Below are 23,657 nucleotides of genomic sequence, written 5' to 3'. Positions count from 1 at the left end.
ATGCGTTCCCTTGTGGAAAACCCTGCCGCTCTGAAGGCTGGCCGAAGACAGCGCCCGAAGATCTGCCCAAAGGACGCTGCCCAAGGGGGATCAGGCACCTGGCCTGGCCGCAACACATCGGGGAGGAACAAGCATGACTCAACTTGCCGACAGTGGCATCGGCGATCTGCGCCGAACGATGGGTGGACCGGTGCTCGGTCCGCACGATCCTGGGTACGACGACGCGCGGCGACTGTGGAATGCGGCGATCGACGGCCATCCCGCCGTGATCGCCCGCTGCCAGAGCGCAGCGGACGTCTGCCGGGCGGTGCTGTTCGCGCGCGAGCACGGACTGGAGATCGCGGTCCGTGGCGGCGCCCACAATCCGGGCGGCTCGAGCACCGTCGAGAACGGGCTGATGATCGACCTCAGCCTGCTGAACGAGGTCACGGTCGACCCGGTCGCGAAGCGCGCCCGGGTCGGCGGTGGCGCCCTGCTCGGGCAACTCGACGCGGCGGCCCAGGAGTACGGCCTGGCGACACCGGCCGGCATGATCAGCCACACCGGCGTCGGCGGTCTCACCCTCGGCGGTGGCATGGGGTGGCTGACCCGCAAGCACGGGCTCAGCATCGACAACCTCGTCTCGGTCGCGATCGTCACCGCCGACGGGCAACTCCGGCGCGCCTCCGCCGGCGAGAACCCGGACCTGTTCTGGGCTGTTCGCGGCGGCGGCGGCAACTTCGGTGTCGTCACGGAGTTCGAGTTCCAGCTGCACGAGGCCGGGCCGATGATCCAGTTCGGCCTGGCGTTCTGGGATCTCGACCGTGGCGCCGACGTACTCCGGATGGCCCGCGAGGTGATCGCGAAACTTCCGGACGAGGTCAACATCGTGGTTGGTGCGGTGAACGCGCCGCCGGCTCCGTTCGTGCCCGCCGAGTACCACTTCCGGCCCGGGTATGCGCTGATCGTCACCGGCTTCGGATCGGCCGAGGAGCACGCCCAGGTGATGGACGAGATCCGTTCGGCGGTGCCACCACTGGTCGAGTTCGCGAGCCCGATGCCCTACCTGGCGTTGCAGCAACTGCTGGACGAGGCGAACGCCTGGGGATTCCACGCGTATGACAAGGGCTTCTACCTGGACGACTTCACCGAGGACGCGATCCAGGTGATCACCGAGCAGGTGCCGCTCAAACAGTCACCGGGATCGGTGCTGTTGTTCTACCGCCTCGACGGCGCCTATTCGAAGGTCGCGGAGGACGCCACCGCGTTCAGTGGCAGCCGCGCGCCCGGCTTCGCCGGCTTCATCATCGCGGTCTGCCCGACGCCGGAGCTGCTCGAGCAGGACCGGGCCTGGGTGCGGTCGTTCTGGGACGCGCTCGTGCCGGTCAGCCGTGGGATCGGCAGCTACGTCAACGCGATCAGCGATGCCGGCGTGGACGATCGGGTCCGGGCGTCGTACGGCACGAAGTACGACCGGCTGGCCGCGATCAAGGCGACGTACGACCCGGACAACATCTTCCACCGGAACGCGAACATCAAGCCGGCCTAGATCGAGGCTGCACCATCGATGACCAGGACCTGGCCGTTGATGTTGGTGTTGTCGAGGAGGAGCATCCGGACGACGGGGACGACGTCGTCGGGTTCGGTCAGGTGACCGGTCGGGGTGCGGCGGACGATCTGGTCGAGTTGGGTCTGGCCGAGGACGGCGGACATCTCGGAGGCGAAGAAGCCCGGCGCGACCGCGTTGGCCAGGATGCGGCCGCCCAGTTCACGCGCGAGTGAACGGGTGGCCGCGTCCATGCCCCCCTTGGTGGCGGAGTAGGCGACCAGGCCGGGATAACCGCGCTGAGCGCAGATCGAGGTGACGTTGACGATCCGGCCCTTCAGGCCCTTCGCGAGCATGCGGCGCAGGACGAACCGCGTGAGGATCAGCGGCGAGGTCAGGTTGGTCTGGATGATCTCGGCGAGGTGATCGGCCGAGGTGTGCACGTGCAGCGAGTCCTGGCCGATGGCCGCATTGTTGACCAAGGCATCGATCGGACCGAGCTGCGTTTCGACGGCCTTGACGAAGGCCTGGCCGGCGGCGGCATCGTTGATGTCGACGGAGCCGTAGTACAGGTGGTCCGGGTACTTCTCGCCGAGGGCGGTCAGCTCGGGCGTCACGGTGCGGGCGAAGGCGGCGACCTTCAGGCCGGAAGCGAGCAGGTCGGTGACGATCGCCAGGCCGAGGCCGCGGGAGCCACCCGACACCAGCACGACCGACGCGGGCGGGACAGTGCTGGGCTCAGACATCGCTCTTCAAGGTTTCCTTCTGCGGGATCTGATCGAGGAACTTGATCCGCCGCGGTACGCCGTAATCGGGCAGGCGGCTCGAGCACCACTGGACCAGGTCGGCGTCCGTGATCGGGCCGAGCGCCCGGTTCGGAACCACTTCGGCCGCGACCATCCGGCCCACCAGCGGTGCCTTGCGCGCGAACACCCGCGCCCAGGAGACCCCCGGGTGACGCATCAGCACGTTGCGGACCACTCCGGCCGACACCTTCGATCCGCCGACGTTGATCTCGTCGGTGTCCAGCCGCCCGGTGATCAGCACCCGGTCCCCGTCGTACTCGATCCGGTCTCCGGTGTGGACGGCGCCGACCAGGCCGGCACCGTGATGCGGCGAACGGATGACCAACTCGTCGCCTTCGACGGAGAGGATCGGGCGGTCCGGGTCGGGCGCGCGATCGAGCCAGTCTTTCGGGAAGCCGGCCTTGCCGTCGTGCACGACGATCGACGCACCGACCTCGGAGGATGCGTAGATCCAGGAGATCCGCGCCTTCGGGAAGATCTCGTGGAGCTGGTCCAGGATCGCCTGGTCGACAGGCTCACCGCCGAGCGTGATCTGCTCCAGCGGCACGGCGCCCAGCGTGTCGGCGTCGCGGTAGATCGCCTGCCGCCAGAAGGTCGGTGTGCCGGAGGCGGCGGTGACACCGTGTTCGGCGGCGATGGCAGGCCAGTCCTCGAGTTCGTCCGGCTCGATCACGACGAGGCCCTGATCGGCGTGGGTCAGTGAGAGCGTGACGACCTGCCACCAGGCATACGTGCCGGGAGAATAAGGGAGCAGCCAGGTGCGCGGCGGCTGGTCGCCGGTGACGGTGGTCAGGCTCTCGAGAGTGTGGCCGATGCGCTTCGGGCGACCGGTCGAGCCGGAGGTGAGCAGCCAGGCGCGGCCGGACTCCTCGACCCGCTTGAGTTTTGCCGGTGTCACTTCCCCATCGGGCAGCACGATCGCGAAACCGGACTCGCCCAGTTCTTCGCGCATGCGCTCGTCGACGCGGGTTCGGGTGGCGACGAGAAGCTCGGTGCCGTGCACCGCGTGGTGGCGGAGGGCGGCGAGCGCGTCGGCGCCGTTGTCGACCAGGACGGCAGCCGGGGACGGCAGTTGCGGCAGTTTGTGCAGGGTCCGCCAGGTCAGGCGTTTGCCGGCGACGACAACCGTGTTGTCGTCGCCGATCAAGGCGGTGGTCCGGCGCCGCGCGGTCACGCCGACTGGAGCTGCTCGATGAAATCCAGCACGTCGCCGACAGTGGCGATCCGGCGCAGCCCGGGGGCATCGAAGTTCAGCTCGTCACCGAGCTCGTCCTCCACCCGGAGGGCCAGCTCGGAGAAGTCCAGCGACCGGAACCCGATATCGCGCAGATCCGCCGCGTCCTCACCCGGCAATATCCGTCCCTGAGCCGTCATCACCTCACCCATCAACTCTCTGACCCGACCCCGTGGCACCGAACTCATAAGCCCAAAGCCTAGCGTCCCCATCCGGTGGCACCCCCGGCTAAGGGGGTTCCGGGGGCGGCGCCGCCACCGGCGGGCGGCGGCGTACCCAGGCTTTCAGGCGTTTGATCCGCGCCGAGAGCTCCCAGCCGACCAGGGCGATCAGCGGACTCGCGGCAGCGACGGCGGCGAGCAGGACCTCCTCGACCGGCAGTCCGGCGATGTGGAGGGCGACCATCGGACCTCCCGAACGCTGCGTGATCTGGGAGATTACTGAGTGTAAAGGTGAATTCCCTGGCCGTAAACGGCTTACCGGGCGGGGACGCGACTCGGCAGGCTCATACACTTTGCCGATGATCAGAGGCCGGGGGAAGCGCGTGGCCGCGGTCCGTGGGAAGCGCCTGGCGGCGATGGTGAGCCTTCCGGTGCTGCCACTGGCCTGGTTCGTCGCGTTGCAGGAGCAGCCGCCCTGGATGGCCGGCGCGTATCTCGGGTACCTCCTGCTCATCATCGCCGTACCAGGCACGATGTTCTGGCGGCGGCTCACCGGTGGCACCGGCTGGTTCGCGGCGGACGCGGTCCTGGGGACGGCGTTCGGCCTGGCCGTCGAGACGCTGCTCTATCCGCTCGGGATGCTGTTCAGCATGCCGTTCGCGGCGCTGCTGATGCCGGCGCTGGCGTTCGGGATGTGGCGGGCGCTGCCGCGGCGCAAGCTGCCCGAGCGGCCGACGCCGTGGTGGGCGACGGCCGGGGCGATGGTGGCGGTCGGCGTCGCGGCCGCGTGGTTCGTCCGCGTCGGATCGCACCTCATTCCGCTGGTGGGACCGGACGCCCTCCGGCCGAACTCGGACGCCCCGCACAACCTCGCGGTGGCCGCCGAACTGACGCACCACTTCCCACCACGCATTCCGTACGCCGATGGCAGGTGGCTGACCAGCCACTGGGCGGCGTACGACCACATCGCGTCGTCGCACTGGATCACCAGCGTCCCACTCGACGTACTGACGTTTCGGATGGTGCCGTTCGCCTGGATCTTGCTGACGGTCTTGGGAGCCGCTGCGGTCGGCATGCTGCTCACGGGCCGCGCTGTTGCCGCTCCGATCGCTGCTGGACTCACTGTGGCCGCCGGTAACCTGATCGCTTGGCCGTGGGCGGTGTCGGACCGGGTGTTCGCGGACGGCCCGTTCTCATTGGGTCAGCTGACCAATCCGCCGCAGGCGTTCTCCACTGTGCTGTTGCTGCCGCTCATCGCTGTCACTGCGTTGCTCCTGCGCCGCAAGCCCGGTCAGACGCGCGGTCAGGTGTTCCGGCTCTTCGTGGCTGCCGGAGTGTTGATTGCGGCGTTGGCTCTGACGAAGGCGACCACACTGCCCGTCTACGCCACCGGACTGGCCGCTGCGTGGATCTATCTGACGGTCCGGGCCGGACGGCTCAACCTGCGGGCACTGGTGCTCGGTGTGGCGGTCGCGGCCGCGTACGCGGTGACCTTCTTCGTCGTACTGCGTGGCGCCGCGTCCGGTGTGCGATTCGATCCGGGCGCGACGTTCGAGGACCTGGCCGACCAGATGGGTGGCGAGTCCGCGGTGGCGGTCATCGCGGTCGTCGTGGTACTCGGCTGGGTCATGCCGGCAGTCGGCGCACTGCTGATCAGGCGACGGCTGCCACGCGACCCGATGCCGGTGTTCCTGCTCTTCGGCTTCGCCGCCGCGATCCTGGGCGCGTCCCTGCTGTACGACGAGGGCCTGACTCCAGTGTTCTTCGTCCGCACGGGCTTCATCTACGGCGTACTGCTCGCGACCTGGGGTCTCGGGTCGCTGGAGCGTCGCCAGTACTACGTGGCAGCGATCGCACTGGCCATTGGGGTCGCCGCGATCTACTGGGGCCGCGACCGATCGGACGGTTCGTGTACGTCGACCAGCTGCTTCGCACAGGGCCCCGCGGTCGCTCTGGTGATCGCAGCACTCGGCATCGGCGTGCTCGGGCTCATCCTGCGCGGCTCACGTCGTACCTGGGCTGTCATCGCCGTCGCCGTCCTATTGGGTACGACGGCGTCGACCACGGTGGCGTCGGTGCGGAAGTTCGCCACACCGCCGTTGACGGAGTACGCCTCGATCGCACCGGGCGGGATCGAGGCGGCGCGCTTCATCCGGCGGAACTCCGGGTCGGAGGACCGGATCGCCACCAACGTGCACTGCCAGCGCGCCCGCGCGTCGCACTGCCTCACTGGCTCCTACTGGATCGCCGGTTACGCCGAACGCCGGGTCCTGGTCGAGGGCTGGGCCTACCAGAGCCGAGTCGACGACACCTACCCCGACGGCGTCCAGAGCGCCTTCTGGGACCAGGAGGAGCTCCGCATCAACGACGAGGCCTTCACCAACCCCACCCGTGACGTCGTGGAGACGCTGCGAACCAAGTACGGCGTGCAGTGGCTGCTGCTCGACGAACGCGTCAGCGCACCGCCCAAGAACCTGGACCGCCTGACCGAGCTCCGGTTCCAGTTCGGCACGGTCCGCGTCTACCAGCTCTACCCGCCCCCGCCGGCCAACCCGTTCCCGTCCCAGACCCCGTCACCGACCGGCCCGCCGTCCCAGACGCCGAGCTTCCCCACCGGCTCGCCCAGCCTCCCGACCCAGACGCCCGGTCTCCCGACTCAGACGCCCGGGACCTCGAGCCTGACTCCCGGACAGACCTTCCCGAGCCAGCCCTTCCCGACCGGAAGCTTGCCGACCGGCAGCCTCCCGCCAACCTTCCCCACCGGCCCCCTCCCAATCCAGCTCACCACCACCCCAGGCCTCCGAAGCCCCTGAGACGGGTGCTTGCGCCGCCCGGAGTGTTGATCGCCGCGACTGCCGCGACCTCGGACAGGTACTAGGGCCCTCGGACACGGCACAGCCTGTCCGAGGACCCCAGGTGGTGTCCCAGGAGCGTCAGTGCAGGGAGATGGTTGGGATGGGGATGCTCTGGTTGGCGAGGCGGTCCAGGGCGGTGACTGTGTAGAGATACTTCGTGCCGGGGGTTGCTGTGGTGTCGAGGTACGACTGGGTGGCACCGGTTGAGCGGACTGTCGCGATCAGGTTGCGGGCGTCGTTGTCCGGGCAGTGGTCGCCGCCCAGCAGTTCGCGACGGTAGATCGCGTACGACGTGGTGTCGCTCGTCGTACGACGCCACTTGACCTGGACGCCGTCAGCGGTGCGAGTGGCCTGGACGGCCTGGACCGGGAGGGGCGGGCGGGAGTCCAGCGACGGCATCGCGGGGATGAGCGCCGGACGGGTGTACCAGGTGTTGTTCAGCAGTGTGGTCGCACCGAGGCGGTCGGCACGCACGTCCTTGGCGGAGAAGTAGATGTTGCCCTTCACCTCGGGGATCGTGCTGTCGAACGCCAGGTGGTCACTCAGCTCCTGCGGATCCGCCCAGTCCGGCGACTGCGTCGACGTACCGACCTTGTACGTCGCCTCGCCGATGTAGAGGTGCACATGGGTGCCGCGGACCTGGTCGGCCCACCACCGGACGATCTTGTTGTAGTCGGCCGGCGCGAACCCACCAGCCCAGTAGACCTGCGGGACGATGTAGTCGATCCAGTCCTCGCGGACCCACTTGCGGGTGTCCGCGGCCAGGTCGTCGTGCGTCTGCACACCCGCGGTGGTGTCGGAGCCTTCCGGGTCGGTGGCCTTGTTCCGCCAGACCGCGAACGGCGAGATGCCGAACTTCACCCACGGCTTGATCGCCTTGATCCGGTGCTGGATCTCCTGGATCAGCAGGTCGATGTTGTGCCGCCGCCAGTCGGCCAGCGTCGGGAAGCCGGCGCCGTACTGCGCGTACGTCGCGGCGTCGTCGAAGACCTGGCCGGCCACCGGGTACGGGTAGAAGTAGTCGTCGAAGTGCACGCCGTCGATGTCGTAGTTCGACACCGCATCCATGATCGCGTCCTCGACCAGCTTGCGGGCCGCCGGGATCCCGGGGTTGTAGTAGAGCTTCCCGCCGTACGTGACGACCCAGTCCGGGTGCTGCCGCGCCGGGTGGGTGGGGATGAGGGCGTTGATGTCCGTGCCCATCGAGAGCCGGTACGGGTTGAACCAGGCGTGCAGCTCGAGGTTGCGCTTGTGCGCCTCGGCGACGGCGAAGGCCAGTGGGTCGTAGCCGGGGTCGCCGCCCTGCGTGCCGGTCAGGTACCGCGACCAAGGCTCGACCTTGGACGGCCAGAAGGCGTCCGCGGTCGGGCGGACCTGCAGAATGACCGCGTTGTGATGCTGGCGGACCGCGTCGTCGAACCAGGAGATCAGCTCGGCCTGCTGCTGTGCCGCGCTCAGACCGGTCTTGGACGGCCAGTCGATGTTCACCACCGACGACACCCAGCTCGCCCGGAACTGCCGCAGCGGTGTGGTCGGACTCGGGGCACAGCTCTGCTGATCCGCGGGCACCTGCGCGGCCGACGCCGTTCCGGCCACGCCGCTCAGCAACAGACCTGCCGTCACGCCTAGAACACCCATGGCTCGCCAGACTCTCATGTCACTCTCCGACCGTCGTTCAAGGTGAAGTCGAAAGATGTTTACACATCAAGGCGCTTGAAGAGAAGACGCTAGGTTAGGAACATGTTGCGGGCCGCCACCGAAGACGATGTCGACGCGATTCGGCGATTGCGTAACCAGCAGTCCAATCGTGATGTCAGCATCACGGCGCACGAGATCAGTGCGGACGAGCACGCTGCGTGGTGGGCGAAGGCCTCGGCCGACCCGACGCGGCGGGTGCTGATCTACTCGCGGGACGGCGTGACCGCCGGTGTCGTGAACTTCTTCGACATCGAAGGATCCACCGGAGCGTGGGGGTTCTTCCTCGACGCGGACGGTCTGGCTGAGCGTGGCGAGACGCTGCCCGCGTGGATCGAGGTGATGCGCGAGGCCACGTCGTACGCATTCGACGAGCTCGGCCTCGACGTACTCACCGGCGAGGTGCTCGAGCACAACACCGTGGTCCGGCAGATGAACCGGCGGTTCCGCTTCACCGAGGGGACGCCGGAGCAGCGGTACGCCGACGGCCGCGAGATCACCGTGATTCCGATCAGCCTGCGCAAGCAGGACCGTAGACAGGGGAAGTAAGTGAGCACCATCGACATCGGCGGAGTGCCGGTCGGGTCCGAGCACCAGCCGTTCGTCATCGCGGAAATGTCGGGCAACCACAACGGCGATCTCGAGCGGGCGAAGGACATCGTCCGCGCGGTGGCGGAGTCCGGTGCGCAGGCGCTGAAGCTGCAGACGTACACCGCGGACACGATGACGCTCGACGTCGACCTGCCGGCGTTCCGGCTGCCGGTGGAGCACGAGCTGTGGAGCGAGGCGCGGCTGTACGACCTCTACGCGGAGGCGCACACGCCGTGGGCGTGGCACGAGCCGATCTTCGAGCTGGCGACGTCGCTCGGGCTGGTGGCGTTCTCGTCGGCGTTCGACCAGACTGCGATCGACTTCCTGGAGAAGCTGAACGTCCCGGCGTACAAGGTCGCGTCGAACGAGATCGGCGACCTCCCGCTCGTCCGTGGCATGGCGGAGACCGGGAAGCCGATCATCATCTCCACCGGCTCCGCGACGCTGACCGACATCGACGCCGCCGTCCGCGCGGCCCGCTCGACCGGCAACGAGCAGATCATCGTTCTGTCGTGTACGGCGAGTTACCCGGCGCCACCCGAGCAGTCCAACCTGCGCGCAATCCCGGTCCTCCGCGACGCGCTCGGCGTCCAGGTCGGGCTCTCCGACCACACCATGGGCATCGGCGCCGCGATCGCCGCCGTGGCGCTCGGCGCGACCGTCATCGAGAAGCACGTCACGCTCAAGCGCGCGGACGGTGGCGTCGACGCGGCCTTCTCCCTGGAACCGCAGGAGCTCGAGTCCCTCGTCGAGAACACCCGCATCGCCCAACTCTCCCTGGGCCGCCCGATCATCGGCCCCAAACAGGCCGAACAGAACGTCCTCCGCTTCCGCCGATCCCTCTACGTCACCCAGGACGTCCACGCCGGCGACCCCATCACCCCCGACAACGTCCGCTCCATCCGCCCCGCCGGCGGCCTGGCCCCCGACACCTTCCAACAGATCGAAGGCCGCCCCTTCCGCCTAGACGCCAAGGCCGGCACCCCCCTCACCTGGGACCTCCTCTAGCCGACTCCCCAGGAGGCTGCCAGCAGCCGCGGTGGTTCGTCCGTCGGCGTACCGAAGCACGGGTAGTAGTCACCCCTGCCGGCCATCTGCCCGCGTGCGAGACCCAACGGACTCCGATTTTGAGGACTACTACCCGTCGCTCGGTACGCCCGCCAACCCCAAGACTGTCCAAGATGTCTGGACCAAACGATCTGTGGAAACAAATGTGCACCCAGTGACAATTTTGTTCCACAAAGGGACCGGCGGGAGCCGAAGGCCGGGGCGTTTGTCGCTCACCGCGGCAGGGGTGCGTCATCCCGAGGCCCCAGCGCAACATGCTCGGCTCGGGCGTCTGCCCCCCGCCGAGCCGGACCGCTGCGTCGTACTCGAGTCCCTCGACGACCCAGCGGCGCACGTGAGCGGGCTCTCCACGCGGGCGCGGTTCTTCCAGTTCGCCCACGACTTCCGGCGGAACGCGAAGGTGCCGTTCGAGTACGGCGTCCGCGGAGACGGGCTCGTGCTCCGACTGGCCGATGCGATGGACTTTCTCACCCGTAAGGACTACGGCGACAACTGGGTGAGCGAGGCGCACGAGCAGTTCTGCGGCCTGAACCTCGCCGGCTGGTCCGCGGTCGCCGAGCGGGCCGGGTTCCACGTCGACCCGGCGTCGAGGGCCTGGCGCAAGGACTGGGTGATCGAGCACAGGATCGCCCCGGTCGCGTCCCTCACCTCACTCGATGGAGACCCGATCGCCTGGCCGGACACCCGCCAACTCCTGGTCGCCCGCCGCTGATCAGCGCACCTCGACGTGTAGCGTGCCCGCCAGCGGCCGGACGGCGAGAGCGTGCGAGTCCCGCGAGATCGTCAACGGCAACCGGCTGGACAGGAACGGCTCACACTGCACGGCATGCGACGAACCGTCCAGCGCCGTCGCGAACAAGATCCAGTCCGCCGGGAGCTCGTCCGTCCGCAACGCATCCACGTTCACCACCGCCGCCCACCCGTCGTCCGAGACGGTACGGCGACAGGCCACGTCCACGTAGTCGTCGGAGCCGGCCAGGTACCGCCGCCAGCTGAACCCGACGTCGCCCCAATCCGGCCCGCGCACCACCAACATGTTGCCAGCAGCAACAGCAGCGGTGGCCGTCATCCGGATCGGGGACTCGTGCAGGTTCACGTACCCGCCGGTCGACCGGGTCAGCATCACCACCCGGCCGCCCTCGGCATGCGAGACCAGCCGGTCGCCGGCCGTCCACAACAGCACCTGCTCCTGGCCCTCGCGACCGCGCATCCGGAACGCCCGCGTCGTCCGCTGGCTGAACGGGTCGTCCGGATTCGTCTCCTCGATGATCGGCCGGATCTGCAACCTCGCGATGAAATCGCGGCCGTCGATCTCCAGCGGGACCTCTTCCTCGCCGCCCGCCACCGACCGGGTGACAAACAGGGCCGGATGGTCGAACTTCGACCGGCCGTGCAGCACCAACGCATCAGGCGTCTGCTCGACCGAGGTCAACCGGCAAGGATCGGTCAGCCGCCGAACGACGAAACAGTCATCCTTGCCGGGACCTGGCTGAATCCAGCTCATGTCGTCGATCCACGCGCCCGGCGGCCATCCCGGGCTGCCGGCCCGTGGCCCGCGCAGCCTGTCCCGCCGCCGTACGCGGCCGGACCTCATCGTCACGTCGAAGTGGGCCGGTCCGGCCGTGCATTTGGCGAGCAGCTCACGATCCAGCAGTACTTCGAACCCGACCTGGGCCTCGTCGCCGTGCAGATCGGTCTCGACATACCGCCGTACCTTCAACGGATAGGGCCTGCCGGCGATGACGAGTGCGATGCGGAGGCTCGAGGCGCGTTTGGTCTCCAGGTGCCGGATCTCGGCTGTGCCTTTGACCGACAACTTGCCGTCGACCCACGTCACCTCGCGCACGCTCGTCGCCAGCGTCAGGTCCTGCTCCGACGCGACGTACAGCTCCTGCGGTACGGCGGTCTCACGCACGCCCGGGTAGTCGAGCTGCCACCGCCCCGACCGGCGTACCACACGCACCTCCCGACGCTGTCCGTCGCGGAACACCGCGAGCCGCCGGAGCAGCTCGACGTCACCGGCCTGGAGCGCCGCATACTGCAGCCGGTCGAAGCGAGACGCACCGTCGAGCGCCGATGCGTCCAGTCGTTGGATCAGCGCGTGGGTGAGCTCGACGAGCTGCTGCTCTTCCTCCGCGGGAACCGTGCCGAAAGCCGTCAGCAGGGCCTGCAGGTCGATCTGGGTGAAATGCGAATGCACCCGCTCGCGCACCGGCGGCAGGGCTTCCTCGACCAGGTCCAGCACCATCCCGGCCGAGACGACCCGGTCGCGGAGGTTGCCGAGCTGGAACTTCTGCTGCGTGATCGAGTCGCCCGACTCCCGCTCGCGCCAGTAGTAGACCGGAGCGGCGAGCGTGTCGACGGTGACCGCGGCGAGATGTGCCTTCAGGGTGACCGGGTAGTCCTCGTAACGGATCGCCGGGAAGCGGAAGCCGAACTCGTCCCAGAACGAGCGCCGGTAGACCTTGTTCCAGACCATCCGATCCAGCACCAGGTCGGGTGTCTCCGACACGTGGGTCGCCAGCCGGTCCTGGGTAAAGCACTGCCGGTGGAGCCACGAGGGCCGGACCCCATAGCTGTTGTTGAACCGTCGCGCGTTGCCGCCGGCGAAGTCCGAGCCGGTCCGGTCCAGGGTCCGGATCAGCATCCCGAAGCCGTGCCGAGTGACCAGGTCGTCGCTGTCGACAAAGGCGACGTACTCCCCGACGGCGTGATCGACACCGGTGTTGCGCGCGGGTCCGAGTCCCGCGTTGTCCTGCTGGACGATCCGGAACCGCGAGTCCCGGATGCAGTACTCCTTGGCGATCACCGCACTGTCGTCGGGTGAGCCGTCGTCGACGAGGATCGCCTCGAAATCCGTCCAGGTCTGCCGCGCGATCGAGTCCAGACAGTCGCCGATGTACGCGCCGACGTTGTAGAAGGGCACCACCACGCTGAGCCGGGGCTTCACTACCGCAAGCTCCGCAGGCGGCGGGAGAGCTTGCGGGCCATCACCCGCGGCTTGCGCACCTGGGCGGCGTGGAACACGACCCGGGAGAGGGCGTACGTGCGTGATCCGCGGATGCGCTCGTGGTCGGCGGTCAGCTTCTGCAGCTGGATCCGCAGCTCGCGGATGCGGTTCTCGCGCGTCTTCATCGCCTTGTTGCGGAATCCGAGCGTGCGCTCGAGACCGTAGACGTGCCCCTTCAGCTCGAACAGCTCGCGCCGCGCGGCCTCGGCGTCCGCCAGTGCGGTGCGTACGTCGGCAGCCGCGTGCTCGCGTGTCTCGAGTACGCCGGCCAGCGCGGAAGCCAATTCCTTGCCGCGAGCAACGTGTCCGGCGGAGGCCGGTGCGGTGTCGGGTGAGGTCGCCTGGACGGGCTCCGGCAGTTCGATGCCGGACATGCTCATCCAGGTGGACACCAGATCGTCGCCGACCATCCACGGCGGCCACGGGTGGCGCCGATGACCGCCGATCAGCCGATCGTGGAACCGATACCAGGCAGCCGCCAGCAGGTCTGCCTTCTGCGTCGGCTCCGAAGTCGCCCACGGCGAAACCCCGTAGGCAAAGGTGTCTCCGTCGACCACGAGGTCGTCCCACCGAAGCACGACCCGCGAGTCAGCAGCCCAGTCCCCGAGGCAGGCAGCCAGTTTCCGGAAGCCGGGAACGTCTTCGGCCGCTGCCAGCCGGAGGAGAACGGACTCGACGGTCACGCCGCCGGGAACGGCAGCCGGCACGACGCTCGCGTCGAACACAGGCGCGGTCGCGGACGCCGAGCGGTCGGCAGCGGCCGCGGTGACGCCAGCCGTGGGGCGGTCAGCCGCGGAACTGTCGGCGGTGGGGCCGTCGGCTGTGACGCTGTCGGCCGTGGGCAGTGCGGTGATGGTCGTCCGCCAACCAGCCGGGCCCTGGTCAGCAGTGAGCACGGCCGGGCCAGTCTGGGCGTAGACGGCATGGGCGGCCGGGACGCCGGAGATTGCGAGCCACGCGGTGGGGATAGCCGGCAAGAGGCCGGCCCGGGCGGCGGAGTCGACGCCCTGGGCGATGGACGAGAGCAGCGGAACGTCGCCCGCTTCCAACGCATCTGCGGCCAGACGCGTAGGCAACTCCCCCGGCCGAGCGGCCGCGGCGACCTCCGCGGCGACGAAAGCCCGCGAGCCGAAGTCGGCGTAGATCGCCGCCGTCCACGGCAACGCGGCTTCGAACTGAGAGATCGAGACCGGGCGCGACGGGTCGTCGTGCAGCGGACGCCACTCGTCGTCGCCGTGGCGCTCGTCCGCCGGACGGCTGTCCAGCAGATTCACCAGAGCGAACTCGTTCTCGAGACCGAGCACGACCACCGCGTCTGGAGCAGCGAGCGCCGCCAACGCGTGCAACCGCTCGGTCCAACTGAGGTCGCCACTGTCGTAGCCAAGGACCCGATCAAGACCGTCAGCGGCGATGACCACCTCGAACGGCTCGGCGCGGAGGCCGTCCAGTGCGCCGGCGACGACCTGGAGTCGGTCGGCGAACTCCGCGGCCAACTCCTCGGCGTCCGACACCGAGCGGAGCAGGATCGTAGCGTCGGCGGTCCGGTCGAGGACCGTCGAGATCAGCGGGCGAGAGTGCGGCCCGACGATCAGGGTGCGGCGGTCGCTGGGGAGGACGTCGGCCAGCACGGCGGCCAGAGCCGGATGGTGGTCGGTGCGGTCGGTCCAGGGTTGCATCTCGCCGAGGACCACCTGCAGGTCAGACACGCTCTCTCCAATCGAACAGCATCCGCAACTCCGCGGGCGGCATCATCCAGGGCTTGCCGAGCTCCAGGTCGGTGGTCGCCGCGGCGGCTTCGAGGTCGATCGACGTACCGAGCATCTCCGGCCACAGCCGCTCGATCCGGCTCTGCCCACCGAACAAGGGGTTCTCGCCGTCCATCTCCATCGGGTCGCCGTACACCGCGGGTTCGCAGCCGGCCGCGACGCCGTAGAAGATTGCCGTCGACAACCGGTTGGCGGCGACCCGCTTGTGCCGCCGCAGCTCGGCCAGTTGCTTGAACAGGAAGCGCCGATCGGTCCCCTCGTACGAGAACCCGCGGCGCCCGAACGACACCACCCGGAAGCCCGCGTCCTCGTAGAACCCGCGGACTTCGGGACGGTCGTACTCCGTGTAATACAACGAAAAGGTGACCGGCCCGGGCTCGGTCTCGCGGATCTCGTCGATCAGTCGCTGATGGTCGCCGTGGATCTTGCCGCCCTCCCACCCGTGGAAGAGGAACCACAGCGTGCCCTCGCGCTCGACCGGCTCGGCTTCCTTCTCGAGCTCCAGCAGGTAAAGGAACGGCGCGCCGATGCTGTGGTAGTTCCGCCGGCCGAGCGCATGCCCGCGCCGCCGCGGTGCGTCGCTCCAGGTGAAGCGCCAGGCGCCGTCGTAGAACTCGTGCACCGGGTTCCACCCACAGCCGATGTTCCAGCCGTGCTGCAGATAGCCTCGCAGCCGCGGCGGGTGATCGAAGTCGAAACCCGCGTAGCGACTGAGGATGTGCGTCTGGCCGTAGTAGTGGTTGTGGTGATGCATCAGCGGACCTCCACGTGCAACGTGCCGGCATGCGGCCGTACGGCGAGAACGTGCGCGTCTCGCGAGATGGTCAACGGCAACCGGCTGTACAGGAAGGGCTCACACTGCACGGCATGCGATGAGCCGCCGGGCGCGGTCGCGAACAGGATCCAGTCCGCCAGCGAGGCCAACGGGTCGTCCGAGACCCGCTCCGCCGCCGCGGGGATCAGCGCGTCCACCTCGACCGCCGCTTCCCAGCCGTCGCCGGACAGGGTACGGCGGCACGCGACGTCCAGGTGGTCGTCGGAGTCGGCCAGGTAGCGCCGCCAACCGAAGCCGACGTCACGCCAGTGCGACCCGCGCACCACCAACATGTTGCCCATCACAACGACAGAGGTTGCCGTCGTCCGGATCGGGGACTCGTGCAGGTTCACGTACCCGCCGGTCGACCGCGTCACCGTCACGACCCGATCGCCTTCGGTCCGGGACACCGCGGACTCCCCTGCCGTCCAGAGCAACACCCGCTGCTGTCCCTCAGGGCCCCGGAGCCGGAACGATCGCGTCGTCCGCTGACCGAAGGGGTCGTCCGGATTGGCCTGCGCCAGGAGGTCCGCGATCGGCAGTCTCGCCGTGAAGTCGCGGCCGTCGACCTCCAGCGGGATCTCTTCCTCGCCACCCACGATCGGCCGGGTGACGAACAACGACGGCTCGTCGAACGAAGACCGGCCGTGCAACACCAGCGCATCCGGCGTCGGCTCGACCGACGTCAGGCGGCCAGGATCCGTGAGCCGCCGTACGGCGAACCATCCGTTCTTGCCCGGGCCGGGCTGAATCCAGCTGGCGTCGTCGATCCACGCACCGGGCGGCCATCCAGGACTGCCCGGCCCCTGCCCACCGAGCGTGCCCCGCCGGTGCCGTCGCCCGGACGTCATCTGTACGGCGAAGTGCGCCGGAGCACCCGCGCAGAGAGCGAGCAGCTCGCGATCCAGCACGACCTCGAATCCGACCCGCGTCGTGTCACCGTGCAGGTCCAGCGCGTCGTGCCGGCGTACCTGGAGCGGGTGCGGAGTGTCCTCGATGACCAGGGCGATCCTCAGGCTCGAGGAGCGTCCGGTCTCCAGGTGACGGATCTCGGCGGTGCCCTTGACCGACAGCGCGCCGTCGACCCACGCCACCTCGCGCACGCTCGTCGCCAGCGTCAAATCCTTGTCCGACACCCGGTACAACTCCTGCGGTACGACGGCCGCCCGCAGGCCCGGGTAGTTGTAATCGAGCTTCCGAGACCGCGGCCGGGGCACTGCCCGGGCACCACCGCGGAGTCCGCCGTCGTTGCGGAACAGGGCGAGCCGCCGGAGCAGCCCGACGTCGCCGGCGCGGAGCGCGGCATGCTGAATCCGGTCGTACCGGTGAGTGGCCGCCAGGACTGACGAGTCGAGCCGGTCCAGCAGCAGTCGCGACAGCTCGACGAGGTGCTGCTCCTCGTCGGCCGGCACCGAACCGAACGCGGACATCAGCGTGAGTACGTCGATCTGGGCCAGGTGCGCGTGCACCCGCCGGCGGACCCACGGCAGGCCGTCCTCGACCAGGTCCATCACCATCCCGGCCGAGACGACCCGGTCGCGGAGGTTGGCGAGCTGGAACTTCTGCTGGGTGATCGACTCGCCGGACTCGCGCTCGCGCCAGTAGTAGACCGGCGCCGTGATGGTGTCCACGGTCACGGCGTCCAGGTGCGCCTTCAGCGCGACCGGGTAGTCCTCGTAGCGGATGGGCGGGAAGCGGTAGCCGAACTCGTCCCAGAACGAGCGCCGGTAGACCTTGTTCCAGAGCATCCGGTCCAGCACGAGGTCGGGCACCTCGCAGACGTGGGTCGCGGACCGGGTGCGGGCGAAGGGCTGCCGGTGCAGCCACGACGGCCGGACCCCGAAGCTGTTGTTGAACCGCCGCGCGTTGCCGCCGGCGAAGTCGGACCCGGTCCGGTCGAGGGTCCGGATCAGCGACTCGAACCCGTGCCGCGAGACCAGGTCGTCGCCGTCGACGAACGCCAGGTACTCACCCGTCGCCGCGCGGATCCCGGTGTCGCGGGCCGGCCCGGGCCCGGCGTTGTCCTGCTGGATGAGCCGGAAGCGCGAGTCCCGGGAGCAGAACTCCTTCGCGATCACCGCGCTGTCGTCGGGCGACCCGTCGTCGACCAGGATCGCCTCGAAGTCGCTCCACGTCTGCCGGGCGATCGAGTCCAGGCACGGCTCGACGTACTCACTGACGTTGTAGAGGGGCACGACCACACTCAGCCGCGGCGTCACTCCGGCAAAACCCCCCTCGCTGAAGTTAGGTGTGCACCCCCAAGGCACCTACGGAGCGTAAACGAGGTGAAGGGTCACAAGGTTATGCACCGGCTCGAATCCGTAGCGGGCCCAGACCCGCTGGATGCCGGTGTGGTGCGCCTGCGTGGACACGACCAGGCGCCGGCTCGTGCAGGCGTCCTCGATCGCGGCGAGCAGGTGACCGTACCGGCCGCGGCCCTGCTCGGCCGGGACGACGCCGGCGAGCTGGATCTCGGTCCAGGAGCGCTGCTGGTCGATCGCGGCCAGCGCGAGCACCCGGCGGTCGGGCCCGCGCAGGACCACCGCGCCGGCGTCGGCGATCCGCCGGCGGGCCCAGTCCTGCCGGCCGGCCAGGGCGAGCGTCCGGTCGAACTGCGGGTTGGCGCAGTAATGGTTCCCCGAGTCGCCGAAGACGTCCGCGACCACGTCGTCCACCAAGACGTCGTCGGCCGCGGGTTCGACCTGCGCGCTGAACCCGGCCAGTGGCGCCGGCCGACGACCCTTGCCGGTCGGCAGGGACCAGTAGACGACGGTGTCGGCCAGCAGCGCCCGTCGCGGCCCACTCGCCAGCGCCGCGAACCAGGTGGTCTCGCGGGCGGGGTAGCGCAGCACGATCACGTCGGCAGTCGATCTCTCGACGGCGGACAGCACCTCGGCGAGCGGCGTACCGGCGGAGGCGGACACGGACACCCGGTCGATCGAGACGCCGAACCGCTTCGCCGCGTCCACGGACGGCCGCACGGTCAACTCACCGGCCTCGAGCGCGTCGTACCAACTCATAGAGGACGGAGCTTAGTCGGTTTCGTCGATCGTTTCGGCGAAGGTGTGGTGTCCGTGGTCCTCGAGGCTGTCGTAGCCGACGAGGAACTGGGGGCGTCGCTGGCTCGACTGGAACAGGCGGGCCACGTATTCGCCGAGCAGGCCGAGGCAGAGCAACTGGATCGCGCCGATCACGCTGACCGCCAGCACGGTCGACGTCCAGCCCGGGATGCTGCGGCCGGTCAACTTGATGACCAGCGCACCGATCACGAACACGCCCGACAGCATCCCACCGAGCAGCCCGAGCCAGGTCGCCAGCCGCAGCGGCGCGGCCGAGAACGCGGTCACGCTGTCGAAGGCCAGCCGGAGCATCTTCGAGAAGCTGTACTTCGTCGTCCCGGCCGCTCGCTCCGCACGCACATACTTCACTTCCGCGCTCGGGAAGCCGAGCCACGGGATCACCAGCCGGAACACCCGGCCGTCCTCAGGTAGCGAGTTCACGGCGTCGACCACCCGGCGCGACACCAGCCGGAAGTCGCCGGCGTCGAACGGGATCTCCTTGCCGACCAGCCGGCACATCAGCCGGTAGTACATCCGCGCGGTCGTCCGCTTCAGCCAGGTGTCACTCGACCGGTCCGACCGAACGCCGTACACGACATCGACGTCCTGGTCGCGGACGGCGGTGAGGAACTCGGCGATGACCTCCGGCGGATCCTGCAGGTCGGCATCGATCGTCACCACGTACTCGCCCCGGGCCCGGCGGAAGCCGGCCGACTGGGCGGCCTGATGACCGCTGTTCCGGAGCAGCCGGACCACGCGCAGCTGAGCCCAGTCCTTCGCGGCCTCGAGCAGCAGCGTCGCGGTCCGGTCGCGGCTGCCGTCGTCGACCACGATCAGCTCGTAGGTGATCCCGAGTCCGTCCAGCAGCGGCCGCATCCGCGCGAAGAACATCGGCAGCACTTGCTCCTCGTCGTACATCGGTACGACGACGGAGAGCGCCGGCTGATCGGTTCGCATACTCCGGGACATTACTAGCGGTGACACTCCGCATTCGTGACGCGACAGATTTCACATTACTGTTACGACATGCGCGCGAGGGCGAGGCGGCGGGGGCCGCGGACAGCGGGGCCCTCCCTTTCCGGTCTGGTGGCCGGGCTGACGGTGCTGATTCTCGCGATCGTCCTGCTCGCCCTGCACTCGACCTTCTACGAACTCGGCCGGTTCGCCCTGTTCACCGGGCTTGCTGTCGCGCTGCCCGGGTTCGCGCTGTGGCGGCTGATCGGCAGCTACGGACGCAATCTGGTCGAGGACCTCGCCGCCGGGTTCGCGGTCGGCACCGCCGCGCAGGTGATCGTGTATCTGGCCAGCGCGTCGATCGGGCTGCAGGCCTGGTCCTGGGTCTGGGCGCCCGTCGTACTGCTGCTCACCTTCGCGGACAGCGACGTCCGAGCACGGGTCTGGCGGCGGGTTGACCAGCCCCTGCGACCACTGCAGGCGTGGCTGCTCGCCGCGTCGACGGCGGTCGTCGTACTGATCGTCTACCGGCGCGGACCGGGTCAGTTCCTGCCGGCGTACACCGATCCGCTGCGGGCGTACCCGGATCTCGCCTTCCAGCAGGCTCTGGCTGCCAGTGCGAAGTACGACGTACCGATCTCGACGCTGTGGCTCGGTGGCGAGCCGATGAAGTACCACACGTTCTTCCACCAGGCGACCGCCGCGACGGCGTGGGGGACGCGTCTCGACCTGACCGATCTGATCCACTCGCTCAGCTGGCTGCCGTTGTTCCTCGCCGGATGCGGACTGGTCTTCGCACTGACCACCCGGTTCACCCCGACCGCAGAGACGGGCGCGACCTGGGCCGGGCCGCTGGCCGTCCTGATCGCCGGGCTGGGTGGGGCTGTGCAACCACTGGCTGATCAGGGACTCGGCGGGATCTCCACCGCGGTCGCGGCGTACCTGAGTCCGACGCAGAACCTCGGCGTCCTGATCGCACTGGCGCTGTGCATCGTCGCGGTCGATCTGCTGCGTTCGGGGGCGCCGCGGAGCCGGTGGGTGTTGCTCATCCTGCTCGCCCTGGCCGCGGCCGGGGCGAAGTCGACGATACTTCCGCTGCTGGGGCTCGGGTTCGCTTTCGCGTTCCTGCAGTTGGGGATGGCCCGGAAGAGCACGCGTACGGCGCTGCTCGGCGGACTGCTGTCGTTCGTGGTGTTCCTGGCCGCGTTGATCACGATCTTCGGCGGCAGCACGTGGGGGACGCAGATCAAGCCGTTCGAGACCTTCGTCCAGCTGGCGCCGTACCCGACGCTGGTCGCGAACCCGCATGCCCAATTGTTGTCGGCGGCAACGACTCTGCTGAGCTGGGGACTGGCTGCGTCCGGACTCCTGTTCGTCGGGCGGAAGTGGCGGGACACCGGGGCGGTGTTCCTGCTGGGCTTCGCGGTCGCCGGGCTGCTCGGGACGGTGCTGACGACACAGTCGGGGGTCAGCCAGCTGTACTTCCTGCGGACGGCCTTTCCGGTTGTCGCCGTACTCGCGTCGGTCGGTCTGGCCAATCTGGTCGGGCGGCTCGGCGATCGGCGGGCCGTGGTGCTCGTGGGTGTGGCCGGACTGCTCGGACTTGCGGGACTCGGCATCGCTCGAGTGGAGTCGGCGGACCTGCGTGGGATCAAGGGTCCTTGGCTGTGGACGGCTGCTGTGCTCGGGACGGTCGCAGTGGTGGTTGCCCTTGTGTGGAAGGCGTTCCGGCGGCCCGGCAACGTGTTCGTGGCTCTGCTGGCCGGTGCAGTGGCAGCGAGCATGATCGGGGCGACGCTGGTCCCACTGCAGGCGTTCGTATCAGGCAAGGCGTCCAATCTGGTCTTCGCCCACCCCTTCCGCGGCGGTGCGACCGCTGCCGAGGCCGGTGCGGCTCAATGGCTGCGCCGGAACAGCAGACCGGGCGATCTAGTCGCGACCAACGCGCACTGCATCATCGAACGCAACGGCCTCTGCGACAGCCGGCACTTCTGGCTCGCCGCCCTGTCCGAGCGGCCGGTGCTGATCGAGGGCTGGTCGTACTCCAACCAGGCCAACCGGATCGCCCTCACCACCGGTGGGAACCCGAGCCTGATCCCTTACTGGAACCGCGAGGAGCTGGCCGCCAACGACGCCGCCTTCAAGGCCCCGACGCCCGCGGCGATCGAACGGCTGCGCAAAGCCGGCGTGCGCTGGCTGTACGCCGACCATCGAGCGGGCGACGTGTCACCAGTGCTCCGCAACTACGTCCGGCTCCGCCACGCCACGCTGGACGCCACGATCTACGAGCTCAGATAAGCGCCAGCAGCGCGTCGGCCACGCGCGTGCGCCCGAGGCCGTCCACGAGCTTCCAGCCCGCCGAAGCGAGACGAGCGCGCTCCAGCGGATCGGTCAGCAGCCGTTTGAGCACAGCGGCCGCCGACGACGGGTCATCCTTCAGGTCGGACAGCACGCCGACGCCGGCCGCCGTACCGGTGGCTATCGCGCGCTCGTACCCCATCACCTGGTTGTCCACAACACACACGAGTCCGGCCGTCGCACCGAGACACAGCAGCTCCCAGGTCGACGTACCCGAGGCGCTGATGGTCAGATCGGCCTCGCGAACCGCCGCCGCCAGCTGATCCGTTGGTGCGATCACGTCAACGTGTTGCCCCGGTTGGAGCTGGATCGCGGCGATCCGCGCCGAGAGGTCGGCGGTCGGCGCGACCACGGTGGCCTCGAACGGCACGCCGGTCGCCACGAGCGCGTGGACCACGGGCGCACCGGCGCCGAACGCGTCCGTCCCACCGAAGAACGCGAACACCTTGGGTACGGCGACCTGCCGCGGCGCGGGTGGTGCGGACGGGCGGAGAGCGAGGATGTCGTCGCGGATCATCACGTACTGGAGCCCGGCTAGCCGGATCGTGCCGGGTGGCAGCTCGGGGTGGTCGAGCTCGGCGGAGAGGTTCTGGTCGACCAGCAGGTCCGCCTCGGCGCCGCGGAAGTCGCCGTCGACGACGGCCAGGGTGGGGACACCGGTCGCACGGACGGCACGGTAGACCGAGGGGTCCAGGTCGTAGCCGTCGAAGACCACCGCGTCCAGGCCGAGCCGGCCGACCAGCGCACCATGCTCGTCCGGTGTCGACACCGCCCGCTCCACGCCGATCCCGCGGGCCGCGATCTGCTCCGCGGCCCACGGCACCGTGTGCGCGTCGCAGACGAACACGATCTCGACGCCGCGTCGCCGTACCTCCTCCGCCAGCGCCAGGCACCGCATCACGTGCCCGATCCCGGCCCCCGGACCGACATCACACCGCATCCCGACGCGCTTCACGCCCCGACCGTATCGGCTACATATCGGCTTTCGGCCGCGGACCCCGGGTGAGAATCCGCACTTGTGGATAGACTGGTAATACGTAGGAGGCGTACTACGTAGGAGGCTAGGATGCGACTCAACAGCAAGGGCCAGGTGACGATTCCGGCCGAGCTCCGGCGGAAGCACCATCTGCACGAGGGGGACGAGGTGACCGTGATCGAGGCGGCGGACGGACTGCGGATCGTGCGGGTCGCGGAGGCGGAGAGCCGCGGGCAGCGGCTGGTGCGCGAGATGCGTGGGCGGGCGACGAGCGCGATGAGCACCGAGGAGCTGATGGAGCTGCTGCGTGGCGACTGACCGGACCTCCGGCCTGCTCGGCGCGCGGCGCGCCGACCCCGCGGCGGGCGAGCAGCCCGTGACCCTCGTCGACACCTGTGTGCTGCTCGACATCCTGACCGACGACCGCGAATGGGGCGAGTGGTCCGCGACCGCGGTGGCGGAGGCCCGGGACCAGGGCGAGCTGGTGATCAACCCGATCGTCTACGCCGAGGTGTCGGCCGGATTCGACCGGATCGAGGACGTCGACGCCGCGCTCCCGGCCGGCGACTTCCGGCGCGAACCGCTGCCGTTCCCGGCCGGATTCCTGGCCGCGCACGCCTTCGTGGCCTACCGGCGCCGCGGCGGCGCGAAGACCTCGCCGCTGCCGGATTTCTACATCGGCGCACATGCCGCGGTGCAGCGCTATCAAGTGATCACCCGCGACCACCGTCCGTTCCGGACGTACTTCCCCAGCGTTCGTTTGATCACGCCCGGCTGAGATGCGG

20 protein-coding genes are annotated in these 23,657 nt (G+C 69.1%); 8 read left to right on the top strand and 12 right to left on the bottom strand.

Annotation, left to right across the window (positions count from 1 at the left end):
* The first annotated feature begins 133 nt into the window (after positions 1–133).
* Entirely contained in the window at positions 134–1,528 is a 1,395-nt protein-coding gene (locus tag OG555_RS16045; protein ID WP_329483691.1) for an FAD-binding oxidoreductase, read from the top strand.
* Here OG555_RS16045 and OG555_RS16040 read toward each other — a convergent pair.
* From OG555_RS16040 to OG555_RS16025, 4 genes are all read right to left on the bottom strand, one after another.
* Positions 1,525–2,271, bottom strand: coding sequence for an SDR family NAD(P)-dependent oxidoreductase (locus OG555_RS16040; protein ID WP_329483690.1), 747 nt, complete (start codon positions 2,269–2,271; stop codon positions 1,525–1,527). The genes OG555_RS16045 and OG555_RS16040 overlap by 4 nt on opposite strands.
* On the bottom strand, positions 2,264–3,505 hold the full coding sequence (locus OG555_RS16035) for an AMP-binding protein (protein ID WP_329483689.1): 1,242 nt from the start codon (positions 3,503–3,505) through the stop codon (positions 2,264–2,266). Before OG555_RS16035 ends, OG555_RS16040 begins: the two co-directional genes overlap by 8 nt.
* A complete protein-coding gene (locus tag OG555_RS16030; protein ID WP_328525374.1) occupies positions 3,502–3,705 on the bottom strand; it encodes an acyl carrier protein in 204 nt (67 codons plus the stop codon). Before OG555_RS16030 ends, OG555_RS16035 begins: the two co-directional genes overlap by 4 nt.
* Positions 3,706–3,793: 88 nt before the next feature.
* Entirely contained in the window at positions 3,794–3,970 is a 177-nt protein-coding gene (locus OG555_RS16025; RefSeq protein WP_329483688.1) for a hypothetical protein, read from the bottom strand.
* A gap of 115 nt (positions 3,971–4,085) precedes the next feature.
* Between OG555_RS16025 and OG555_RS16020 the strand changes: the two genes are divergently transcribed.
* Complete coding sequence (locus OG555_RS16020; RefSeq protein ID WP_329483687.1) at positions 4,086–6,539, top strand: hypothetical protein; 2,454 nt, start codon at positions 4,086–4,088, stop codon at positions 6,537–6,539.
* Positions 6,540–6,659: 120 nt separating this feature from the next.
* On the opposite strand, the gene OG555_RS16015 is transcribed toward OG555_RS16020, so the two are convergent.
* Positions 6,660–8,204 carry a glycoside hydrolase family 10 protein gene (locus OG555_RS16015; protein WP_329483686.1) on the bottom strand — a complete coding sequence of 515 codons (1,545 nt, stop codon included), beginning with the start codon at positions 8,202–8,204 and terminating at the stop codon, positions 6,660–6,662.
* Positions 8,205–8,321: 117 nt separating this feature from the next.
* On the opposite strand from OG555_RS16015, the gene OG555_RS16010 reads away from it, so the two are divergent.
* The 3 genes from OG555_RS16010 to OG555_RS16000 all read left to right on the top strand — a co-directional run bounded on the left by OG555_RS16010 (position 8,322) and on the right by OG555_RS16000 (position 10,647).
* A complete protein-coding gene (locus OG555_RS16010; RefSeq protein WP_329483685.1) occupies positions 8,322–8,825 on the top strand; it encodes a GNAT family N-acetyltransferase in 504 nt (167 codons plus the stop codon).
* The gene (gene pseI, locus OG555_RS16005; RefSeq protein ID WP_329483684.1) at positions 8,826–9,875 is read left to right on the top strand and encodes a pseudaminic acid synthase; all 1,050 of its coding nucleotides are present in this window, start codon (positions 8,826–8,828) and stop codon (positions 9,873–9,875) included. It begins immediately after the preceding gene.
* Between the two features lie 286 nt (positions 9,876–10,161).
* Entirely contained in the window at positions 10,162–10,647 is a 486-nt protein-coding gene (locus tag OG555_RS16000; protein WP_329483683.1) for a hypothetical protein, read from the top strand.
* Here the strand turns inward: OG555_RS16000 and OG555_RS15995 are convergent, their stop codons facing one another.
* From OG555_RS15995 to OG555_RS15970, 6 genes are read right to left on the bottom strand one after another with little or no spacing between them, the layout of a single operon-like run.
* A complete protein-coding gene (locus OG555_RS15995; protein ID WP_329483682.1) occupies positions 10,648–12,885 on the bottom strand; it encodes a glycosyltransferase in 2,238 nt (745 codons plus the stop codon).
* Positions 12,885–14,651 carry a hypothetical protein gene (locus OG555_RS15990; protein WP_329483681.1) on the bottom strand — a complete coding sequence of 589 codons (1,767 nt, stop codon included), beginning with the start codon at positions 14,649–14,651 and terminating at the stop codon, positions 12,885–12,887. The genes OG555_RS15995 and OG555_RS15990 overlap by 1 nt, the downstream gene beginning before the upstream one ends.
* The gene (locus OG555_RS15985; protein ID WP_329483680.1) at positions 14,644–15,465 is read right to left on the bottom strand and encodes a hypothetical protein; all 822 of its coding nucleotides are present in this window, start codon (positions 15,463–15,465) and stop codon (positions 14,644–14,646) included. The genes OG555_RS15990 and OG555_RS15985 overlap by 8 nt, the downstream gene beginning before the upstream one ends.
* Positions 15,465–17,744, bottom strand: coding sequence for a glycosyltransferase (locus OG555_RS15980; RefSeq protein WP_329483679.1), 2,280 nt, complete (start codon positions 17,742–17,744; stop codon positions 15,465–15,467). Before OG555_RS15980 ends, OG555_RS15985 begins: the two co-directional genes overlap by 1 nt.
* Positions 17,745–17,792: 48 nt before the next feature.
* The gene (locus tag OG555_RS15975) at positions 17,793–18,545 is read right to left on the bottom strand and encodes an N-acetyltransferase (protein ID WP_329483678.1); all 753 of its coding nucleotides are present in this window, start codon (positions 18,543–18,545) and stop codon (positions 17,793–17,795) included.
* Positions 18,546–18,557: 12 nt separating this feature from the next.
* Positions 18,558–19,541: a glycosyltransferase family 2 protein gene (locus OG555_RS15970; protein WP_329483677.1), complete on the bottom strand. Its 984-nt coding sequence runs from the start codon at positions 19,539–19,541 to the stop codon at positions 18,558–18,560.
* Positions 19,542–19,610: 69 nt separating this feature from the next.
* Between OG555_RS15970 and OG555_RS15965 the strand changes: the two genes are divergently transcribed.
* The gene (locus OG555_RS15965) at positions 19,611–21,836 is read left to right on the top strand and encodes a hypothetical protein (RefSeq protein ID WP_329483676.1); all 2,226 of its coding nucleotides are present in this window, start codon (positions 19,611–19,613) and stop codon (positions 21,834–21,836) included.
* On the opposite strand, the gene OG555_RS15960 is transcribed toward OG555_RS15965, so the two are convergent.
* Entirely contained in the window at positions 21,829–22,851 is a 1,023-nt protein-coding gene (locus OG555_RS15960) for a PseG/SpsG family protein (protein WP_329483675.1), read from the bottom strand. The two genes, OG555_RS15965 and OG555_RS15960, sit on opposite strands and share 8 nt — an antisense overlap.
* 111 nt (positions 22,852–22,962) lie before the next feature.
* Here OG555_RS15960 and OG555_RS15955 point away from each other — a divergent pair, with 111 nt between their 5' ends.
* Both OG555_RS15955 and OG555_RS15950 read left to right on the top strand, forming a co-directional pair.
* Complete coding sequence (locus tag OG555_RS15955) at positions 22,963–23,190, top strand: AbrB/MazE/SpoVT family DNA-binding domain-containing protein (protein WP_329483674.1); 228 nt, start codon at positions 22,963–22,965, stop codon at positions 23,188–23,190.
* Positions 23,180–23,650, top strand: coding sequence for a type II toxin-antitoxin system VapC family toxin (locus OG555_RS15950; RefSeq protein WP_329483673.1), 471 nt, complete (start codon positions 23,180–23,182; stop codon positions 23,648–23,650). Before OG555_RS15955 ends, OG555_RS15950 begins: the two co-directional genes overlap by 11 nt.
* The last annotated feature ends 7 nt before the right edge of the window (positions 23,651–23,657 follow it).

The sequence above is a fragment of the Kribbella sp. NBC_01484 genome (assembly GCF_036227145.1).
Lineage (GTDB): Bacteria > Actinomycetota > Actinomycetes > Propionibacteriales > Kribbellaceae > Kribbella.
The sequence above is the reverse complement of the archived record's forward strand: the minus strand, read 5'-3'. Positions and strand labels throughout refer to the sequence as shown.

Bases quoted from the DNA above. Each gene is read 5' to 3' on its own strand.
- OG555_RS15965 (WP_329483676.1), top strand. From the start codon at position 19,611: ATGCGCGCGAGGGCGAGGCGGCGGGGGCCGCGGACAGCGGGGCCCTCC.
- OG555_RS16020 (WP_329483687.1), top strand. From the start codon at position 4,086: ATGATCAGAGGCCGGGGGAAGCGCGTGGCCGCGGTCCGTGGGAAGCGC.
- OG555_RS15975 (WP_329483678.1), bottom strand. From the start codon at position 18,545: ATGAGTTGGTACGACGCGCTCGAGGCCGGTGAGTTGACCGTGCGGCCG.
- OG555_RS15985 (WP_329483680.1), bottom strand. From the start codon at position 15,465: ATGCATCACCACAACCACTACTACGGCCAGACGCACATCCTCAGTCGC.
- OG555_RS15955 (WP_329483674.1), top strand. From the start codon at position 22,963: ATGCGACTCAACAGCAAGGGCCAGGTGACGATTCCGGCCGAGCTCCGG.
- OG555_RS16040 (WP_329483690.1), bottom strand. From the start codon at position 2,271: ATGTCTGAGCCCAGCACTGTCCCGCCCGCGTCGGTCGTGCTGGTGTCG.
- OG555_RS16025 (WP_329483688.1), bottom strand. From the start codon at position 3,970: ATGGTCGCCCTCCACATCGCCGGACTGCCGGTCGAGGAGGTCCTGCTC.
- OG555_RS15970 (WP_329483677.1), bottom strand. From the start codon at position 19,541: ATGCGAACCGATCAGCCGGCGCTCTCCGTCGTCGTACCGATGTACGAC.
- OG555_RS16045 (WP_329483691.1), top strand. From the start codon at position 134: ATGACTCAACTTGCCGACAGTGGCATCGGCGATCTGCGCCGAACGATG.
- OG555_RS16010 (WP_329483685.1), top strand. From the start codon at position 8,322: ATGTTGCGGGCCGCCACCGAAGACGATGTCGACGCGATTCGGCGATTG.
- OG555_RS16030 (WP_328525374.1), bottom strand. From the start codon at position 3,705: ATGACGGCTCAGGGACGGATATTGCCGGGTGAGGACGCGGCGGATCTG.